Genomic DNA, 18,533 nt, shown 5'->3' with positions numbered 1-18,533 from the left:
TCGATGTTAAAAGCTCTGTTCCCCGCTGCACTCGTTTTGGCCCTGCTCACCTCTTCCATTCCAACGGAAAAGGTGAGCTCCGCCCCTCTCCCAACTGCCAAACAAATGGTTCAGGACATGTCCTTGGATGAAAAAATTGGCCAAATGCTCATGCCAGACTTTCGCAATTGGCAAGCAGAAGGTGAATCCGCTCCTACAGGCTTCACAAAAATGAATAAAGAAGTTTCTCACCTTGTAGAGAAATATCATTTAGGCGGTGTCATCTTATTTGCAGAAAATGTCGTTGATACGAAACAAACCGTCAAACTCACACATGAATTTCAACAAGCATCACCCAACATTCCTTTACTCATTTCCATTGATCAAGAAGGCGGAATCGTCACAAGACTACAAAAGGGAACACATTTCCCAGGAAATATGTCGATTGGTGCCTCTCGAAGTAAGAAAAATGCTTATGACACTGGAAAAATCATCGGCAAAGAATTAAACGCTCTAGGTATCAATACAAATTTCTCTCCTGTTCTTGATGTAAATAATAACCCGAATAACCCCGTCATCGGTGTCCGTTCCTTTAGCTCTGACCCTGAACTTGTCACAAGACTTGGTCTGCAAACCATGAAAGGACTTCAAAAGGAAAAGACCATTTCCACATTAAAGCATTTCCCGGGACATGGTGATACAGCTGTTGATAGTCACTACGGTCTTCCGCTTGTCGAACATGATCTAGATCGTCTTAAAAAGGTGGAGCTGTATCCATTTCAACAAGCAATCAACGCAGGGGCAGATATGGTCATGACTGCTCATGTTCAATTCCCAGCCATTGATGACACAACGTATAAAAGCAAAAAAGATGGCGAGGACATTATGGTTCCAGCGACCTTATCAAAAAAAGTCATCACAAATTTATTAAAAGAAGACATGGGCTTTCAAGGAGTGGTTGTAACAGACGCCCTCAATATGAAAGCGATTGCAGATAACTTCGGACAGGAAGAAGCTGTGGTAATGGCTATTAAAGCAGGCGTCGACATTGCCCTCATGCCAGCACCTGTCACGTCCTTAAAGACAGAAAAAAACCTAGAGAATGTGTTCAATGCTTTAAAAAGAGCAGTTCTCACAAAAGAAATCCCGATATCTCAGATCAATCAATCTGTCGAAAAAATCCTTCAATTAAAGATCAAACGCGGCATCATTTCCGCCAATAAATCAGTAAGCCTTGAGAAGAAAATCAAAAAAGCCACACAGCTCGTTGGTCAAAAGTCGCACCGAAAAGCAGAACAAAAAATGGCACGTGAAGGAATCACTCTCCTTAAAAACAACGACAAAACCTTGCCTTTTAAGTCTAAAAAGAATGACAAAATCGTACTCATGGCACCGTACGAAGATCAAACAAAAGCAATGTCCGTCACAATTGAATCACTAATCAAACAAAAAAAGATCAAACCTGTGCGTATCCAATCATACGCATTTGCAGATAAGAGCTTCTCCAAAGAAACAGCCAAACTCATTCAAGATGCTGACTATGTCATTACCGGCTCTTACGTTGTCCAAAATGACCCGGCTGTGAATGATGGCGTCATTGATGACGGTGTACAGGATCCGAAAAAATGGGCAACGGCCTTCCCTCGTGCTGTCATGAAAGAAGCAGCAGCACAAAACAAAAAATTGGTCATCATGAGTCTCCGAAACCCTTATGATGCGGCAAATTTTGAAGAAGCCGATGCCTTACTAGCTGTGTACGGTTTTAAAGGGTACTCAAACGGACAATTCAATCAACCGAATATTCCTGCGGGACTAGAAGTGATTTTTGGAGCGGCCTCACCTAAAGGGAAATTACCCGTCGCTATCCCATCAGTCACTCATCCTAATCAAACCCTTTACCCATTTGGCTATGGACTCAATTTAAAAGGAAAACAGATCAAATAGGAGGGATTCTCTTGAAAAAGACAGCAAGCTTGATACTCGCTAGCATTCTCATGATCAGCACATTGACCGCCGCCTCCCCCGCAGATTCAGAACGAACAGATACAAAAGGAAAAAAAGCAACAGTCAAAACAGGTATCGAAACATTACTCTCAAGTAACCTCTCTTGGCTTAAAGGGAAAAAAGTAGGGCTTATTACGAATCCTACAGGCATTGATGCAAACATGAAAAGCAGTGTCGATCTGCTATTTGAACACCCCAATATTAAACTGACTGCCTTGTATGGGCCTGAACATGGCGTGCGCGGTGATGCACAAGCAGGAGAAGGCGTCGAATCGTATACTGACGAAAAAACAGGCCTGCCTGTTTACTCTCTTTATGGAAAAACAAGAAAGCCAACTCCTGAAATGCTCAAAAATGTAGATGTCCTGCTATTCGATATTCAAGACGTTGGTACTCGTTATTACACCTATATTTACACGATGGCGTATGCAATGGAAGCAGCTAAGGAAAACAACATTCCATTTGTTGTCTTAGATCGTCCAAACCCAATAGGCGGGCTAAAAGTAGAAGGACCTGTATTAGAGCCAGAACACGCCTCTTTTGTAGGTCTCTATCCCATCCCATTAAGACATGGGATGACGACTGGAGAACTTGCATACATGTTTAACAAAGAGTTTCATATCAACGCTGATGTAAAAGTGATCAAAATGAAACATTGGAAACGATCCATGACGTTCGATGACACGAAGCTGCCATTCGTCCTCCCTTCACCTAACATGCCAACCGTTGATAGTACCTTTGTTTACCCAGCAACAGGATTAATCGAAGGCACAAACGTTTCTGAAGGCAGAGGAACAACAAAACCGTTCGAACTCATTGGCGCTCCATATATCAATAGCAATGAGATAGCAGACCATTTAAATGGGTTAAAACTAAAAGGCGTTCAATTTAGACCTGTCTCATTTACCCCTACCTTTTCAAAACATGCTGGGACTTTGTCTCACGGGGTACAGCTTTATGTCACAGACCGAAAATCATTCGAAGCAGTCAAAACAGGTCTATCCATCATCAAAGCAATTCATGACTTGTATCCTAATGACTTTCAATTCCTACAAACAGGCAGCTTTGATAAACTCATCGGGAATAGCTGGATCAAAGAAGAAATCAATAAAGGCACTTCCATCAAACACATCATGAAACAATACCACCATGACATAAAGACATTCGAAAAGAAACGGAAGAAATACCTCATCTATTAATTGCAAAAAAGCCTCCACCTTAAAGGATGGAGGTTTTTTCATGATAAAGACTTAGTCACAGCAGGTACTTTCAGCTCGAAACGATGAAGTAAAAAGCCAAACAAGGCTGCAAGCACTTGCTGAAACAGCATGCCAATCACAACAGGAACAGCAACAGCAGGCGGGAAAAAGCTAATGGCAAGCACAGCACCCGCGCTAATGTTCCGCATACCGCCCGTATACACAATCGCCACAATTTCTCCTTGGGTACATTTCATCGCCTTTCCAATCAACCACGCAAACGCATACCCACTCATCGCAATGAAAAAGACAGTCGCTGCTTTGCTAAAAAACGCCGCATCCAGTTCACGCAAATATGGGGCGACAACAGAACTGTTAATCGATACGACAACAAACAAGCCTAATTTTGAAAAAGGAGCCAAGGTCTGACTCATTGCTTTTGTCACCGATGGCTTTGCATACTGACGAACGAGCATCCCTAATATAGATGGAAGCACCACCATACCAAACAGCCCCTTCATGATCGCCGCCATGTCCATATGGACCTGTGTACCAACGAAGATTGACAAGCTTACTGGCACAATCAATGGCGAAAGCAATGTATCAATTAATATGATAGATAACGTTAACCCCACATTCCCTTTATACATTGCCGCCCATATTAAACTAGACACACCTGTCGGAATCACCATCGCAAGCGTCAAACCGGTGATCGTCATAGCATCACCTGCAAATATCAAATGCCCCGCCGACCATGCATAAAGGGGCATCAGCACATGCAAAATCATAAACGATAAAATCAAAGGCAATGGATGCATCACCGTATGTTTTAAAGCTGAAAAAGTAGATGACAAGCTCCCTGAAAATGTCATCACAGCAAACACCCAAGGCACCAAAAAGGTGAAATCTTTTAAATACGCCGCCAATAATACACCAAGTAGCACGCTGACAGGCGTAATGAGCGGCATCATCCGGCCGAGCACCTGATTCAAACGGACAAGCATGCCGGCCACCTCCATCCTTCACTTTCTTCCTTGTTCTATTGTAACAAACAGAACAGTCTCTTTAAGATCCGATCACTTGTTTCATAAGTTTTTGACTAGACGTATCCATTCCAACTACGTCCACTTCTACACCAGCTGTACGATATTTTCCCTTCACACGTTCAATTTCGGCCACACCTGATTCGTCCCATATACGCGCTTCAGACAAATCAATCACAACCGTGTTCAGGTCGTTTCCATGATGGAAGGCTTGAATCAATTCAGTCACGGAAGCAAAGAAAATTTGACCCTTAATTCGGTAAACCCATGTACCAGCTTGGCTTTCTGTAGAGGTAATATGCAGTTTTGATATTTTAGCCACAAAGAATACGGCACTAAGCAGCACCCCTGCAAAAACACCCTTGGATAAATCATGAGTGAACACCACCGTCACGACCGTGACAAGCATCACAAGAGAATCTGTTTTTGGGTTCTTTTTCAGCTGCTGGAATGAACTCCAATCAAAGGTACCAATAGAAACCATGATCATGACAGCAACAAGAGCAGCCATTGGAATTTGAACAACCACATCACCAAGCACAAAAATCAATACCATTAAAAATGCACCAGCCACAAAGGTAGAAAGCCGGCCTCGTCCCCCTGCCTTTGTATTAATCACAGATTGACCAATCATCGCACAGCCAGCCATACCGCCAAAAAATCCTGCCACCACATTGGCAATTCCTTGGCCTCTCGCTTCCTTATTTTTACGACTAGACGTTTCCGTCATATCATCTACAATTTGTGCTGTTAATAAAGATTCAAGTAAACCAACCATCGCAAGTGCTAAGGAATAAGGAAAAATGATAGCAAGTGTTTCCCAGCTAAACGGTACATTGGGAATAAGAAAAGTTGGCAAAGAGCTAGGAAGCTCTCCCATGTCTCCAACCGTTCTGACATCAATATGCCCAAATACAGCAATCATCGTCATCACAATAATTGCAATAAGTGGAGAGGGAATAACTTTTGTGACCATCGGCAATACATAAATGATCAACAATGCTCCACCTGTCATGACATACATAGCCATGGATTCCCCAACGAAATGCGGCAGCTGTGCCATGAAGATCATAATTGCCAATGCATTAACAAAACCAACCATCACAGACCTCGGAATAAATTTCATCAGACGAGAAACACGACACATTCCAAACACAATTTGAATCAGGCCTGTTAAAATCGTAGCCGCAAACAAGTACTGCAATCCATGATCGGCTACCAAATTAACCATAACCAGAGCCATAGCCCCTGTAGCGGCCGAAATCATACCTGGCCGTCCACCAACAAACGAAATGACAATGGCAATACAAAACGAAGCATACAACCCAATCTTTGGATCAACGCCCGCAATAATCGAAAACGCAATCGCCTCAGGAATTAAAGCCAGAGCCACTAAAATACCCGCCAGCACATCCTGACGCACATATCCAAACCATTCTTGCTTTACAAATAAATCTTTCAAACCATCTACTCCTTTTTATATACATACCGTACAAGGAAAAAGAAGGCGAATAAAACCCGGAGATACAGAAAGGAACAAACAATAACCATTCAATTTCGGGGAAAAAGAGGAACGTACAGAGTCTTTTGTTAGAGAGGATTATCTTCACTTTAGTAAGAATATAAGAAAGGAACTAAGGAATCAAGCACAAAAAGAAGGAATGTATAGAAAATTGATACAAGGCTTACTTACCAATCGATTTATTCCATTCATGAGTCTATTGTCTATTTGTCACTGAGCATGTCCAACATTTAAAACAAACAACAAAAGCCCCTATATAAAAGGGGCTTTTGGTTGATTAACGTAATAATTGAAGTACATTTTGCGGCTGTTGATTCGCTTGTGCAAGCATAGCTTGAGACGCTTGAGAAAGAATGTTGTTCTTTGTGAACTCACTCATTTCTTTCGCCATGTCAACGTCACGAATACGAGACTCAGCAGCAGTTAAGTTTTCAGCAGATGCACCCAAGTTGTTAATCGTGTGCTCTAGACGGTTTTGCACTGCACCAAGTTTTCCACGTTGAGCAGATACTTGGTTAATAGCTGCATCAACAATACTTAGTTGAGTATCAAAACCAACGTCAGTAGCATCTGCTGCATTATCAGCAAACTTTCTTACATCGATGTCTTTAATCGCTTGATTCGCTACAATTCCATTAGCACCTTTCACTCCCAATGCATCTGTACTCATTTTATCAATATGAACTGAGATTTGTTGAGTTGCATTAGCACCGATTTGGAACACTAAAGCATTACCACTTGCTGGAACTGCAGGTGTACCTGTATCTGGATCATCTGGATCTGTCGGCGGAATTGCTGGTGTTCCTGGGGTTCCTTTAAACGAACCATCTAATAATTTTTTACCGTTAAACTCTGTACGATTTGAAATTCCATCTACTTCTTCTTGTAAAGCTTTAATTTCATCTTGGATAGATTGAAGGTCAGACTCTTTATCCTGTGTACCAGTATTTCCAGCTTGAACGACTAGTTCACGAACACGTTGAAGGATTGAGTGAGTTTCAGTCAATGCCCCCTCAGCTGTTTGGATAAGAGAGATACCGTCCTGTGCGTTTTTTGAAGCCATTTCTAATCCGCGGATTTGTCCACGCATTTTTTCAGAGATTGCAAGACCTGCTGCGTCATCTCCTGCACGGTTGATTTTAAGACCAGAAGAAAGCTTCTCCATGTTCTTTTGGCTCGCACCGTTGTTAGCAGATAAACGGTTCAGTGTGTTAAGTGCCGCGATATTGTGGTTAATTCTCATTTCCTATTACCTCCATGTAATTTTTTTCGAGCTTGTCTACAAAGTCCATTTAGATGAGAAGCTCTTCCTTAGAATTTCCGATTTCTAAGGCATGTTTACAGTAATAATGCAGATCACCTTTTGGCTCTCTAACTTTACTACTATCTGCAACACCAGTTATGGCAATAATCATGAAAACTCCTTCTATTAATACTCACCATAACAATGAGTAGCGTGTTACCTACTATAGACAGACCTACCACATATTTTAGTTTGTGGAAATTGTTTATTTCACAAATTCGACACATTTAAAATGCATAAAAGGAAGATGAAATTCTATCAACTACATTTTCAGGAGGAGAAACATAATTAGTGTAAAATTGTGTGGAAACAATACTTTTTCATATACCTAGAATCACTCGATAAAGTAACAGAGAAAAGAAAAAGGATTTTGAGATAAGGATTCACTTCAAAAAAAGAACGTTGAAAAATAACATCAAAAAAGCCCCTGTTCTCTATGATCAGAGGCTTTACCTTTTTCACTTTTTCAATGCTTTTTGAAGAGCTGCTTTTATCTTCGAACCGTTCCATCTTTTATGTGGCACAACGTTGACCAATGGAATGCCTTGCTCTGTCATCAACTAGACGAATTAGCATTGTACGTTCTCAACTACCTTTTTATATTTAAATAAATAGTGGGAGCGATTCGCAAAAAAGCACGATATAAGAAAATTCATTTGCATGATATGCGTCACACTCATGCTACTATGCTAATAAATCAAATCGGCAAAATATCTGGGTTTAATATCAAATCTGTCTATCATCGTTTAGGTTATGCAGAAGCTATATCAAACTTATTGCAAATTCGATAATGCGTCCCCATTGCGTCCCCCAGCAATTAAAAAAGACATAAAAAAAAGCCTTCTCATCATCGAGAAACCTTGTCAGAACAATATTTAGAGGAAAGCTTCCAAGCGGGCTCGAACCGCTGACCTCTTCCTTACCATGGAAGTGCTCTACCTACTGAGCTATGGAAGCATGGCTCCGCAGGTAGGACTCGAACCTACGACCGATCGGTTAACAGCCGATAGCTCTACCACTGAGCTACTGCGGAATGGATAAAGTAACTTCTTCCATTGGAAGGATATAAACAAAAAGCTTGGCGGCGTCCTACTCTCACAGGGGGAAACCCCCAACTACCATCGGCGCTGAAGAGCTTAACTTCCGTGTTCGGTATGGGAACGGGTGTGACCTCTTCGCTATCGCCACCAAACCTGATGGAGAGAATGTTCTCTCAAAACTAGATAACAATGTTCATTTTTCACATTAGAATATAGGTTAAGTCCTCGATCTATTAGTATCTGTCAGCTCCACGTGTCACCACGCTTCCACCTCAGACCTATCAACCTGATCATCTTTCAGGGATCTTACTTCCTTGCGGAATGGGAAATCTCATCTTGAGGGGGGCTTCATGCTTAGATGCTTTCAGCACTTATCCCGTCCGCACATAGCTACCCAGCGATGCCCTTGGCAGAACAACTGGTACACCAGCGGTGCGTCCATCCCGGTCCTCTCGTACTAAGGACAGCTCCTCTCAAATTTCCTGCGCCCGCGACGGATAGGGACCGAACTGTCTCACGACGTTCTGAACCCAGCTCGCGTACCGCTTTAATGGGCGAACAGCCCAACCCTTGGGACCGACTACAGCCCCAGGATGCGATGAGCCGACATCGAGGTGCCAAACCTCCCCGTCGATGTGGACTCTTGGGGGAGATAAGCCTGTTATCCCCGGGGTAGCTTTTATCCGTTGAGCGATGGCCCTTCCATGCGGAACCACCGGATCACTAAGCCCGACTTTCGTCCCTGCTCGACTTGTAGGTCTCGCAGTCAAGCTCCCTTGTGCCTTTACACTCTGCGAATGATTTCCAACCATTCTGAGGGAACCTTTGGGCGCCTCCGTTACATTTTAGGAGGCGACCGCCCCAGTCAAACTGCCCACCTGACACTGTCTCCCTGCCCGATAAGGGCAGCGGGTTAGAAGGTCAATACAGCCAGGGTAGTATCCCACCGATGCCTCCACCGAAGCTAGCGCTCCGGTTTCCAAGGCTCCTACCTATCCTGTACAAGCTGTACCAACATTCAATATCAGGCTGCAGTAAAGCTCCACGGGGTCTTTCCGTCCTGTCGCGGGTAACCTGCATCTTCACAGGTACTATAATTTCACCGAGTCTCTCGTTGAGACAGTGCCCAGATCGTTGCGCCTTTCGTGCGGGTCGGAACTTACCCGACAAGGAATTTCGCTACCTTAGGACCGTTATAGTTACGGCCGCCGTTTACTGGGGCTTCAATTCGCACCTTCGCTTACGCTAAGCGCTCCTCTTAACCTTCCAGCACCGGGCAGGCGTCAGCCCCTATACTTCGCCTTACGGCTTCGCAGAGACCTGTGTTTTTGCTAAACAGTCGCCTGGGCCTATTCACTGCGGCTTCTCGGGGCTTTAACACCCTAAGAAGCACCCCTTCTCCCGAAGTTACGGGGTCATTTTGCCGAGTTCCTTAACGAGAGTTCTCTCGATCACCTTAGGATTCTCTCCTCGCCTACCTGTGTCGGTTTGCGGTACGGGCACCTCTCACCTCGCTAGAGGCTTTTCTTGGCAGTGTGGAATCAGGAACTTCGCTACTAAATTTCGCTCGCCATCACAGCTCAGCCTTCACGGGAAACGGATTTGCCTATTTCCCAGCCTAACTGCTTGGACGCGGATATCCAATACCGCGCTTACCCTATCCTCCTGCGTCCCCCCATTGCTCAAATGGTGAGGAGGTGGTACAGGAATATCAACCTGTTGTCCATCGCCTACGCCTTTCGGCCTCGGCTTAGGTCCCGACTAACCCTGAGCGGACGAGCCTTCCTCAGGAAACCTTAGGCATTCGGTGGACGGGATTCTCACCCGTCTTTCGCTACTCATACCGGCATTCTCACTTCTAAGCGCTCCACCAGTCCTTCCGGTCTGACTTCACTGCACTTAGAACGCTCTCCTACCACTGTTCGTAAGAACAGTCCGCAGCTTCGGTGATACGTTTAGCCCCGGTACATTTTCGGCGCAGAGTCACTCGACCAGTGAGCTATTACGCACTCTTTAAATGGTGGCTGCTTCTAAGCCAACATCCTGGTTGTCTAAGCAACTCCACATCCTTTTCCACTTAACGTATACTTTGGGACCTTAGCTGGCGGTCTGGGCTGTTTCCCTTTCGACTACGGATCTTATCACTCGCAGTCTGACTCCCAAGGATAAGTCATCGGCATTCGGAGTTTGACTGAATTCGGTAACCCGGTAGGGGCCCCTAGTCCAATCAGTGCTCTACCTCCGAGACTCTTACCTTGAGGCTAGCCCTAAAGCTATTTCGGAGAGAACCAGCTATCTCCAGGTTCGATTGGCATTTCACCCCTACCCACACCTCATCCCCGCACTTTTCAACGTGCGTGGGTTCGGGCCTCCATTCAGTGTTACCTGAACTTCACCCTGGACATGGGTAGATCACCTGGTTTCGGGTCTACGACCACGTACTCATGCGCCCTATTCAGACTCGCTTTCGCTGCGGCTCCGCATCTTCTGCTTAACCTTGCACGGGATCGTAACTCGCCGGTTCATTCTACAAAAGGCACGCCATCACCCGTTAACGGGCTCTGACTACTTGTAGGCACACGGTTTCAGGATCTATTTCACTCCCCTTCCGGGGTGCTTTTCACCTTTCCCTCACGGTACTGGTTCACTATCGGTCACTAGGGAGTATTTAGCCTTGGGAGATGGTCCTCCCGGATTCCGACGGAATTTCACGTGTTCCGCCGTACTCAGGATCCACTCTGGAGAGAACAACATTTCAGTTACAGGGCTGTTACCTTCTTTGGCGGGCCTTTCCAGACCTCTTCGCTTATATCGTTCCTTTGTAACTCCGTATAGAGTGTCCTACAACCCCAAGAGGCAAGCCTCTTGGTTTGGGCTGTTCCCGTTTCGCTCGCCGCTACTCAGGGAATCGCATTTGCTTTCTCTTCCTCCGGGTACTTAGATGTTTCAGTTCCCCGGGTATGCCTTCTCATACTCTATGTATTCAAGTATGGATACTACTCCATTACGAGCAGTGGGTTTCCCCATTCGGAAATCTCCGGATCAAAGCTTGCTTACAGCTCCCCGAAGCATATCGGTGTTCGTCCCGTCCTTCATCGGCTCCTAGTGCCAAGGCATCCACCGTGCGCCCTTTCTAACTTAACCATTTCTTACTTTAGAAAGAATCACTATGTGTGATGAACTTTGCATTGCATTCAATGTGAATGTATTACTTATTGTTATCTAGTTTTCAAAGAACAATCCTGTCTCGCTAGAGACATGTTTGAAGGAATGATCCTTCAAAACTAAACAAGACGAAAAACGTACGCTGCTCCATATATCCTTAGAAAGGAGGTGATCCAGCCGCACCTTCCGATACGGCTACCTTGTTACGACTTCACCCCAATCATCTGCCCCACCTTCGGCGGCTGGCTCCATAAAGGTTACCTCACCGACTTCGGGTGTTGCAAACTCTCGTGGTGTGACGGGCGGTGTGTACAAGGCCCGGGAACGTATTCACCGCGGCATGCTGATCCGCGATTACTAGCGATTCCAGCTTCACGCAGTCGAGTTGCAGACTGCGATCCGAACTGAGAACAGATTTGTGGGATTGGCTAAACCTTGCGGTCTCGCAGCCCTTTGTTCTGTCCATTGTAGCACGTGTGTAGCCCAGGTCATAAGGGGCATGATGATTTGACGTCATCCCCACCTTCCTCCGGTTTGTCACCGGCAGTCACCTTAGAGTGCCCAACTGAATGCTGGCAACTAAGATCAAGGGTTGCGCTCGTTGCGGGACTTAACCCAACATCTCACGACACGAGCTGACGACAACCATGCACCACCTGTCACTCTGTCCCCGAAGGGAAAGCCCTATCTCTAGGGTTGTCAGAGGATGTCAAGACCTGGTAAGGTTCTTCGCGTTGCTTCGAATTAAACCACATGCTCCACCGCTTGTGCGGGCCCCCGTCAATTCCTTTGAGTTTCAGTCTTGCGACCGTACTCCCCAGGCGGAGTGCTTAATGCGTTAGCTGCAGCACTAAGGGGCGGAAACCCCCTAACACTTAGCACTCATCGTTTACGGCGTGGACTACCAGGGTATCTAATCCTGTTCGCTCCCCACGCTTTCGCTCCTCAGCGTCAGTTACAGACCAGAGAGTCGCCTTCGCCACTGGTGTTCCTCCACATCTCTACGCATTTCACCGCTACACGTGGAATTCCACTCTCCTCTTCTGCACTCAAGTTTCCCAGTTTCCAATGACCCTCCCCGGTTGAGCCGGGGGCTTTCACATCAGACTTAAGAAACCGCCTGCGAGCCCTTTACGCCCAATAATTCCGGACAACGCTTGCCACCTACGTATTACCGCGGCTGCTGGCACGTAGTTAGCCGTGGCTTTCTGGTTAGGTACCGTCAAGGTGCAAGCAGTTACTCTTGCACTTGTTCTTCCCTAACAACAGAGCTTTACGATCCGAAAACCTTCATCACTCACGCGGCGTTGCTCCGTCAGACTTTCGTCCATTGCGGAAGATTCCCTACTGCTGCCTCCCGTAGGAGTCTGGGCCGTGTCTCAGTCCCAGTGTGGCCGATCACCCTCTCAGGTCGGCTACGCATCGTCGCCTTGGTGAGCCGTTACCTCACCAACTAGCTAATGCGCCGCGGGTCCATCTGTAAGTGACAGCCGAAACCGTCTTTCATCCTTGAACCATGCGGTTCAAGGAACTATCCGGTATTAGCTCCGGTTTCCCGGAGTTATCCCAGTCTTACAGGCAGGTTACCCACGTGTTACTCACCCGTCCGCCGCTAACATCCGGGAGCAAGCTCCCTTCTGTCCGCTCGACTTGCATGTATTAGGCACGCCGCCAGCGTTCGTCCTGAGCCAGGATCAAACTCTCCGAAAAAGTACAAAACCGAAGTTTTGCTTTTCGCCAGTTTGACTGACTACCTATGATGTATCATAGGATTTTTTTATAAAAACTCGAATTAACAGGTACGTTTTGTCTTGTTTAGTTTTCAAAGATCATCTTCGCCGTTCTTAGCGGCTTTAATAATATAACATTTCGCTTCATCTTATGTCAACAACTTTTTTCAAGTTTATTTCCCGAAGCGTTTGTGTTTGTCACTGTGTGTCAGCGACGATTAATAATATATCACGAAAACATTCTGTTGGTCAACGCCTTTTCAGAACTTTTTTTAAAATAGTTTTATCGTGCATGTTAAACCCTTGTCCTGCATACAATCAAGTAACAATCTTGGACAAGGCAGGAGTGTTTGAATTGAGTCGATTATATGTGTTGCCTATTAAACGGCTGAAGCAAGTAGTCATTATTCTTGTAGCAGCCCTTGCAGCTGCAACCTTTTTTTATGTACAAAAGGCACCGCCGCTGTCTGTATTTAAAACAGAACAAGGACCCCGAGCGATTTATAAAGGAGAGACCTCATCAAAACATGCATCCCTTACGTTTAATATTGGCTGGGGAGACGAGAAGGCTGTTCCTATTTTAAATGTCCTCCGAGAGTACGATATAAAGAACGCCACTTTCTTTCTGTCTGCTTCTTGGGCTGAGCGTCACCCGGATATTGTGAAAAGGATTAAAGAGGACGGCCATCAAATTGGCAGCCTTGGCTATGCATATAAAAATTATAGCCAGCTTGAAGAAAACGAAATTAAGCGTGATCTTGTCCGTGCACAAAATACATTCCAAAAGCTTGGACTGGAAGACATTCAATTATTAAGACCGCCAACTGGGCAATTTAATGAAACGGTATTGAAAATTGCAACACAGTATGGCTATACCGTTGTCCATTACAGCATCAATTCTCAAGATTGGCTGAACCCGGGCGTCGACCAGATTGTTCATAATGTAAATGATCGAATGAAAAGCGGAGACATTATTCTCCTTCACGCCTCAGATTCAGCCACCCAAACCGCTCAAGCCTTACCAGCCATTTTAAAACACTTAAAAGATCAAAATTTAAGAAACGTCACGGTTGGCGAACTTATCTCTAATACAAAAACAAAGTCAACTGAGGTTAAGTAGCTTTTGCTTTTGAAAACCGCGGCATAGCTAATAACTGAAACGCATTACAACCTAATAGCGGGAATAGCATTAAATACAGCCAGTCCTCTTCATTGACTCTAAGCGCCGGAAACCATTCTAACGAAGTGATGACGACCATGAGAAACATTGCAGAAATAAATGTTTTCTTAGAGGACTGCTGCTGTTTAAAATAAGACACGATCAATGCAAACACACCGATAAAAACAGGCAGCCACAAGTATGGAAGAAATGATTCATTCTCCCCGAAAAACAAAAACCGCAAATAAGCTAAATCAAACAGCACGAAAATCACAAGGAATAACTGAATGGTATTCCATAAAGAATGCGACCTGAAAATCTCCAGCGCAAACCGGTGCACTGTCAAAAAGACAACAAACCCCATCTGACTGATTACACTAAAGATCATCCCCACACCAATAAACCAGAATAACACAGACGCAATCTCTAAAATCTCAAACGATACAAACAGCTTCTGATATTTCCCCCACTCAAGCGCAAAACCTACCACGCTTGTAATGACCGCTCCAACAGCCAGCACAGAGAAGAAAAAACGAACTAAATCCCGACTTTTCATTGAATTGACCCAACCCCTATTTTTGTTATGTATAAATTCACGTGAAACATTCATATTAAAAGTAAGACATGTAACGAAAGGAGCCACAGTATGTCAAAAGGCATCTTGCGTATAATGAGCTGTTTTCTTCTTTTATCTCTAACAGCTTGTGCTCCCAAAACCCAATCCTCATCTAATATGGACTATGACGAAACGAAAAAAATGGTCGTCGATATTTTGAAAACAGATGACGGTAAAAAGGCCATTCAACAGTTATTAAATGACGAGGCAATGAATGAAGCTTTGGTAATGGATGAACAAACTGTGAAAAAAACAATAGAGAAAACACTGACTTCTGATAAAGGCAAAGAGTTCTGGAAGAAGGTCTTTGAGGATTCTAAATTTGCCGAGACTTTCGCAAAATCCATGCAGCAACAGCATGAAAAAATGTTAAAACAATTGATGAAGGACCCTGACTATCAACAAATGATGATGGATATTCTCAAGGATCCTGAAATGGAAAAGAAATACGGTGAACTGGTCAAAAGCAAAGAGTTCAGAAAGCACTTAGAGAAAGTCATCACAGAAACATTGAGCAGCCCTCTCTATAAGAAGAAATTCGAAGATGAGCTAAAAAAAGCAGTCTCTGAAAGCAACAATGATTCCGGTTCACAAGGAAGCGGCAGTTAAACATCACCCGAGTGGCACAAGGTCCACTCGGGCTTTCATTATGATTTCACTGCTAATTGTTCAATGACTTTATTGGCAATGTGTTGATACACTTCCCCTGTCGGATGACTCGCATCATAGACAGAAGGTGCAAAATCGTCCTCATTCCAATCAGGCTGTCTTAAAGGGATCTGACCAAGGACTGATACTCGCAGCTCCTCCGCCAGCTTGTCCCCGCCGCCCTTTCCAAAGACATATTCCTTCTCACCTGTTTTTTTGCTTTCATAGTAACTCATATTCTCAACGACCCCTAGCACCTCGTGATCTGTTTGCAGTGCCATTGCGCCTGCTCTAGCAGCAACGAAAGCCGCTGTTGGATGCGGTGTTGTCACAATGATTTCTTTACAGCTCGGAAGCATCGTATGAATATCAAGTGCCACATCACCTGTTCCAGGCGGAAGGTCTAATAGTAAGTAATCTAATTCTCCCCACTCTACTTCGTGGAAGAAATTATTTAGCATTTTACCAAGCATCGGTCCTCTCCAAATGACCGGTGCGTTTTCTTCAACAAAAAAGCCCATTGAAATCACTTTGACGCCAAAGCGTTCCACAGGAATAATCTTTTCCCCTTTAACTGTCGGTCTGACGGTGATTCCCATCATATCCGGTACGCTAAAGCCGTAAATATCAGCATCGATCAGTCCCACTTTTTTCCCTAGACGAGCCAGTGCCACAGCCAGGTTAACGGAAACAGTTGATTTCCCAACTCCGCCTTTTCCACTCGCAATCGCTAAGAACACAGGCGGATTTTTAGAGTTGAGCAAATTTTCTTCCTCATCCTGTGACGGCATAAATTTTTCAAGCGTTTCTTGAGGCAGTTCTTCAAAACGAAGTCCTACAGTGTTCGCGCCCGCTGCTTTTAAAGCTTGTACGATGTCTTGCTGCAGCTTCATCTGCTCAGCAGTGCCTGTCTTGGCAATCGCCACTTTTAAGCTCACATGTTCTTTTTCAGGCTTTAGGCTGATTTCCTTGATGGCATCCAGCTCACCAAGCGGTATATGAAGGAAAGGTTCGTCCATCTTCCCAACTAGTTTTCTCACATCATCTTGTCCGATCATAGCAGAACCTCACCCTTTATTGAATTCGTTTACAATCCAAGTATATCATACATATCCTTACAATGTCTGTCCTCTTTGCCTGCGATAAACAGGAAAAAGCCCCTTATTCAGGCGGCTCTTTTTGCTCTGTTAAATATCTTAAAATGCCTTTATAAATCGAAGCAGCAATTTGATCCTGATATTTAGGAGTCGCCAGCTGACCAGCCTCTTTTGGATTCGATAAAAATCCTATTTCGACAAGCGCTCCTGGCTTCGTGACATTTTGCATTAAATAAATCCCATTGATTCGCTTCGCCTTGCGATCTGTGTTTTCAAGGTTGTTGCGCAATTCATCTTGAATGAACTTCGCTGCTTTTTCATTCTCTTCATACTTTCCGTAAAAGAACGTCTGTGCCCCGCTCCATTTGTTCGATGGGATCGCATTTAAATGAATACTTAAATAGAGATCCGCTTCAGACTCATTGATGACTTTCACACGGTTTCTTAAATCCTCCGCTTTCTTCCGGGCATATCCCTTTGTATTCTTTGATGATAAATCAGAATCATCTTCCCGGGTCATGAGAACAAGCGCTCCCTGCTCCTGCAAATAGTCTCTTATCTTCATGGACACATCCAGTGCAATCTCTTTTTCGAGCAGCTCTCCTCCTACGGCCCCGCCATCTGGACCGCCGTGACCCGGATCTAAATAGATGATCTTGCCGCTCAAAGGCAAGTTCCACGATTTCCACGAATCATCATTTAGAAACTGAAATCTGAATAAGAATAAGAGGACAATAAACCCGATTAAAAACCCTGTCCATTTCAGCTTTCTTTTCATCCCTGTCCCTCCCATACACCATTATTTTATAGATATGGGACAAGGGCTGGAAATATGCTTAGTGCAGGCGAAGCTTATGCCTTTTTTCTGATTCCCGAAAGCCTTCCTGCCACCATTTACTTAAAAATTCCTTCGCAAATGGATACAGACACGACATCTTACGCTCCATTCGGAACATATTCCCCCACGATTGCAAACACCCTGCTAGCTCCTCAACCAGCTCATCTTCTTCATGAATTGACCGCTTTTTTATATCATCGAATGATTCACCATACTTACTCGACTCACCGTATCTCCCACCTGCTAAAAAAGCCTCAATGGCGAAATCAATACAGCCATCACTCATAATCCCAGCTGGATCATCTGCAAATGGGAACAGCTTCTTCGTGAATTTCTCGGAAGCGACCGTCACCTGTTGAAGAGACAATGTACGCAACAGCTTCTTTTCAAGCGTGACATCTCGTTTTGTTTTCAATTGATAAAATGAAAGAACTTCTGCCATGGACTGAACTCCTTTTTTTCTTTGTATTGTTCGTTGGTTTGAACAAAACATGCAGTTCAGTAAATGGAAATCAATGAGCTAACGGATTGGAAAATTGTGATAAAATGAACATATATATAGAAAGAATAGAAAAGGGGCAAAATTCATGAAGAAATGGATGTATATCCTATTGCTACTAACAGTCGTCTTGTCTGGTTGCAACAGTCAAGCAACCGAGCAAAAGAGCGACATAAAAGAAATAGAAGACATATCATTAAAACAGCTTTCCAAACACAAAAATTCTTATATTGGAGACAATGGAGCAGTTGGCGCTATTTTATCAGATCTTCCAGGTAACGTGATTCGCGAGTATGAAATCGTAGATGAAAAAGCGCTAAAAGTGACATACGGCGTGAAAGAAAATACCAATGATACAGAAGAACAATTTGATGCATTTTGGTTTGATAAGAAGGATACCATTGAAAAAAACTACTTATATAATGCATTGGCACTTTTTATTCTTATCGATAACGTGGAGCAAGTGACACTCAAGATGAACGCTAAAGACGAGCCATCCGTCACGTTTAAAAGAAAACAGCTACAAAAAAAGCTGCCTCACTCTTTTAAAGTGTACAAAGACGATACAGCGCTTTGGCAAAAGGAACTGGTTGATGGAGTTGTGAAGTCAAAAGATAAACGTCTAGATGTATACAATGCGTTTCCCATCAAGAAATAATAAAAACAGAGGGCGTCACCCTCTGTTTTTTGA

General features: G+C 44.3%; 13 protein-coding genes, 2 tRNA genes and 3 rRNA genes. 5 read left to right on the top strand and 13 right to left on the bottom strand.

Annotated features, from left to right (window positions below):
* Window positions 1-3: 3 nt before the first annotated feature.
* A complete protein-coding gene (locus NST01_RS01015) occupies window positions 4-1,923 on the top strand; it encodes a glycoside hydrolase family 3 protein (RefSeq protein WP_065459693.1) in 1,920 nt (639 codons plus the stop codon).
* Window positions 1,924-1,973: 50 nt separating this feature from the next.
* Window positions 1,974-3,182 carry an exo-beta-N-acetylmuramidase NamZ family protein gene (locus NST01_RS01010; protein WP_412778916.1) on the top strand — a complete coding sequence of 403 codons (1,209 nt, stop codon included), beginning with the start codon at window positions 1,974-1,976 and terminating at the stop codon, window positions 3,180-3,182.
* A gap of 38 nt (window positions 3,183-3,220) precedes the next feature.
* Here NST01_RS01010 and NST01_RS01005 read toward each other — a convergent pair whose 3' ends face one another.
* The 9 genes from NST01_RS01005 to NST01_RS00965 form a co-directional block, all read right to left on the bottom strand.
* Window positions 3,221-4,186, bottom strand: a complete 966-nt coding sequence (locus NST01_RS01005; protein ID WP_024719110.1) for a bile acid:sodium symporter family protein — start codon at window positions 4,184-4,186, stop codon at window positions 3,221-3,223.
* A gap of 61 nt (window positions 4,187-4,247) precedes the next feature.
* The gene (locus NST01_RS01000) at window positions 4,248-5,687 is read right to left on the bottom strand and encodes a SulP family inorganic anion transporter (protein WP_341041324.1); all 1,440 of its coding nucleotides are present in this window, start codon (window positions 5,685-5,687) and stop codon (window positions 4,248-4,250) included.
* 337 nt (window positions 5,688-6,024) lie between these two features.
* Entirely contained in the window at window positions 6,025-6,990 is a 966-nt protein-coding gene (gene hag / locus NST01_RS00995) for a flagellin Hag (RefSeq protein WP_017358869.1), read from the bottom strand.
* Window positions 6,991-7,039: 49 nt separating this feature from the next.
* The gene (locus NST01_RS00990) at window positions 7,040-7,162 is read right to left on the bottom strand and encodes a hypothetical protein (RefSeq protein ID WP_341041322.1); all 123 of its coding nucleotides are present in this window, start codon (window positions 7,160-7,162) and stop codon (window positions 7,040-7,042) included.
* Between the two features lie 772 nt (window positions 7,163-7,934).
* Window positions 7,935-8,007 (bottom strand) — tRNA-Thr (locus tag NST01_RS00985).
* A gap of 1 nt (window position 8,008) precedes the next feature.
* A tRNA-Asn gene (locus NST01_RS00980) sits at window positions 8,009-8,083 on the bottom strand.
* 43 nt (window positions 8,084-8,126) lie between these two features.
* Window positions 8,127-8,242: ribosomal RNA gene (rrf, locus tag NST01_RS00975) — 5S ribosomal RNA — on the bottom strand.
* 61 nt (window positions 8,243-8,303) lie between these two features.
* Window positions 8,304-11,234, bottom strand: a 23S ribosomal RNA gene (locus NST01_RS00970).
* A gap of 182 nt (window positions 11,235-11,416) precedes the next feature.
* Window positions 11,417-12,965: ribosomal RNA gene (locus NST01_RS00965) — 16S ribosomal RNA — on the bottom strand.
* The 16S, 23S and 5S rRNA genes sit together here with 2 tRNA genes alongside, the layout of an rRNA operon.
* Window positions 12,966-13,340: 375 nt before the next feature.
* Here NST01_RS00965 and pdaB point away from each other — a divergent pair.
* On the top strand, window positions 13,341-14,105 hold the full coding sequence (gene pdaB / locus NST01_RS00960) for a polysaccharide deacetylase family sporulation protein PdaB (protein ID WP_039170433.1): 765 nt from the start codon (window positions 13,341-13,343) through the stop codon (window positions 14,103-14,105).
* Here the strand turns inward: pdaB and NST01_RS00955 are convergent.
* Complete coding sequence (locus NST01_RS00955) at window positions 14,098-14,700, bottom strand: KinB-signaling pathway activation protein (protein ID WP_008345196.1); 603 nt, start codon at window positions 14,698-14,700, stop codon at window positions 14,098-14,100. The genes pdaB and NST01_RS00955 overlap by 8 nt on opposite strands.
* A gap of 90 nt (window positions 14,701-14,790) precedes the next feature.
* Between NST01_RS00955 and gerD the strand changes: the two genes are divergently transcribed.
* Window positions 14,791-15,369, top strand: coding sequence for a spore germination lipoprotein GerD (gerD, locus tag NST01_RS00950; protein WP_144626560.1), 579 nt, complete (start codon window positions 14,791-14,793; stop codon window positions 15,367-15,369).
* Between the two features lie 38 nt (window positions 15,370-15,407).
* Here gerD and NST01_RS00945 read toward each other — a convergent pair whose 3' ends face one another.
* The 3 genes from NST01_RS00945 to NST01_RS00935 form a co-directional block, all read right to left on the bottom strand.
* Window positions 15,408-16,466, bottom strand: coding sequence for an Mrp/NBP35 family ATP-binding protein (locus NST01_RS00945; protein ID WP_341041320.1), 1,059 nt, complete (start codon window positions 16,464-16,466; stop codon window positions 15,408-15,410).
* A 103-nt stretch (window positions 16,467-16,569) separates the two neighbouring features.
* Window positions 16,570-17,283, bottom strand: a complete 714-nt coding sequence (gene cwlD / locus NST01_RS00940) for an N-acetylmuramoyl-L-alanine amidase CwlD (protein ID WP_017359175.1) — start codon at window positions 17,281-17,283, stop codon at window positions 16,570-16,572.
* A 58-nt stretch (window positions 17,284-17,341) separates the two neighbouring features.
* Entirely contained in the window at window positions 17,342-17,785 is a 444-nt protein-coding gene (locus tag NST01_RS00935) for a YbaK family protein (RefSeq protein WP_250027113.1), read from the bottom strand.
* Between the two features lie 145 nt (window positions 17,786-17,930).
* On the opposite strand from NST01_RS00935, the gene NST01_RS00930 reads away from it, so the two are divergent.
* Window positions 17,931-18,500, top strand: a complete 570-nt coding sequence (locus NST01_RS00930) for a DUF4825 domain-containing protein (RefSeq protein WP_224559007.1) — start codon at window positions 17,931-17,933, stop codon at window positions 18,498-18,500.
* Window positions 18,501-18,533 lie beyond the last annotated feature (33 nt).

Origin of the sequence: Bacillus sp. FSL R7-0166 (assembly GCF_038008935.1) — a bacterium.
GTDB classification, from domain to species: Bacteria; Bacillota; Bacilli; order Bacillales; family Bacillaceae; genus Bacillus; species Bacillus altitudinis.
The sequence above is the reverse complement of the archived record's forward strand: the minus strand, read 5'-3'. Positions and strand labels throughout refer to the sequence as shown.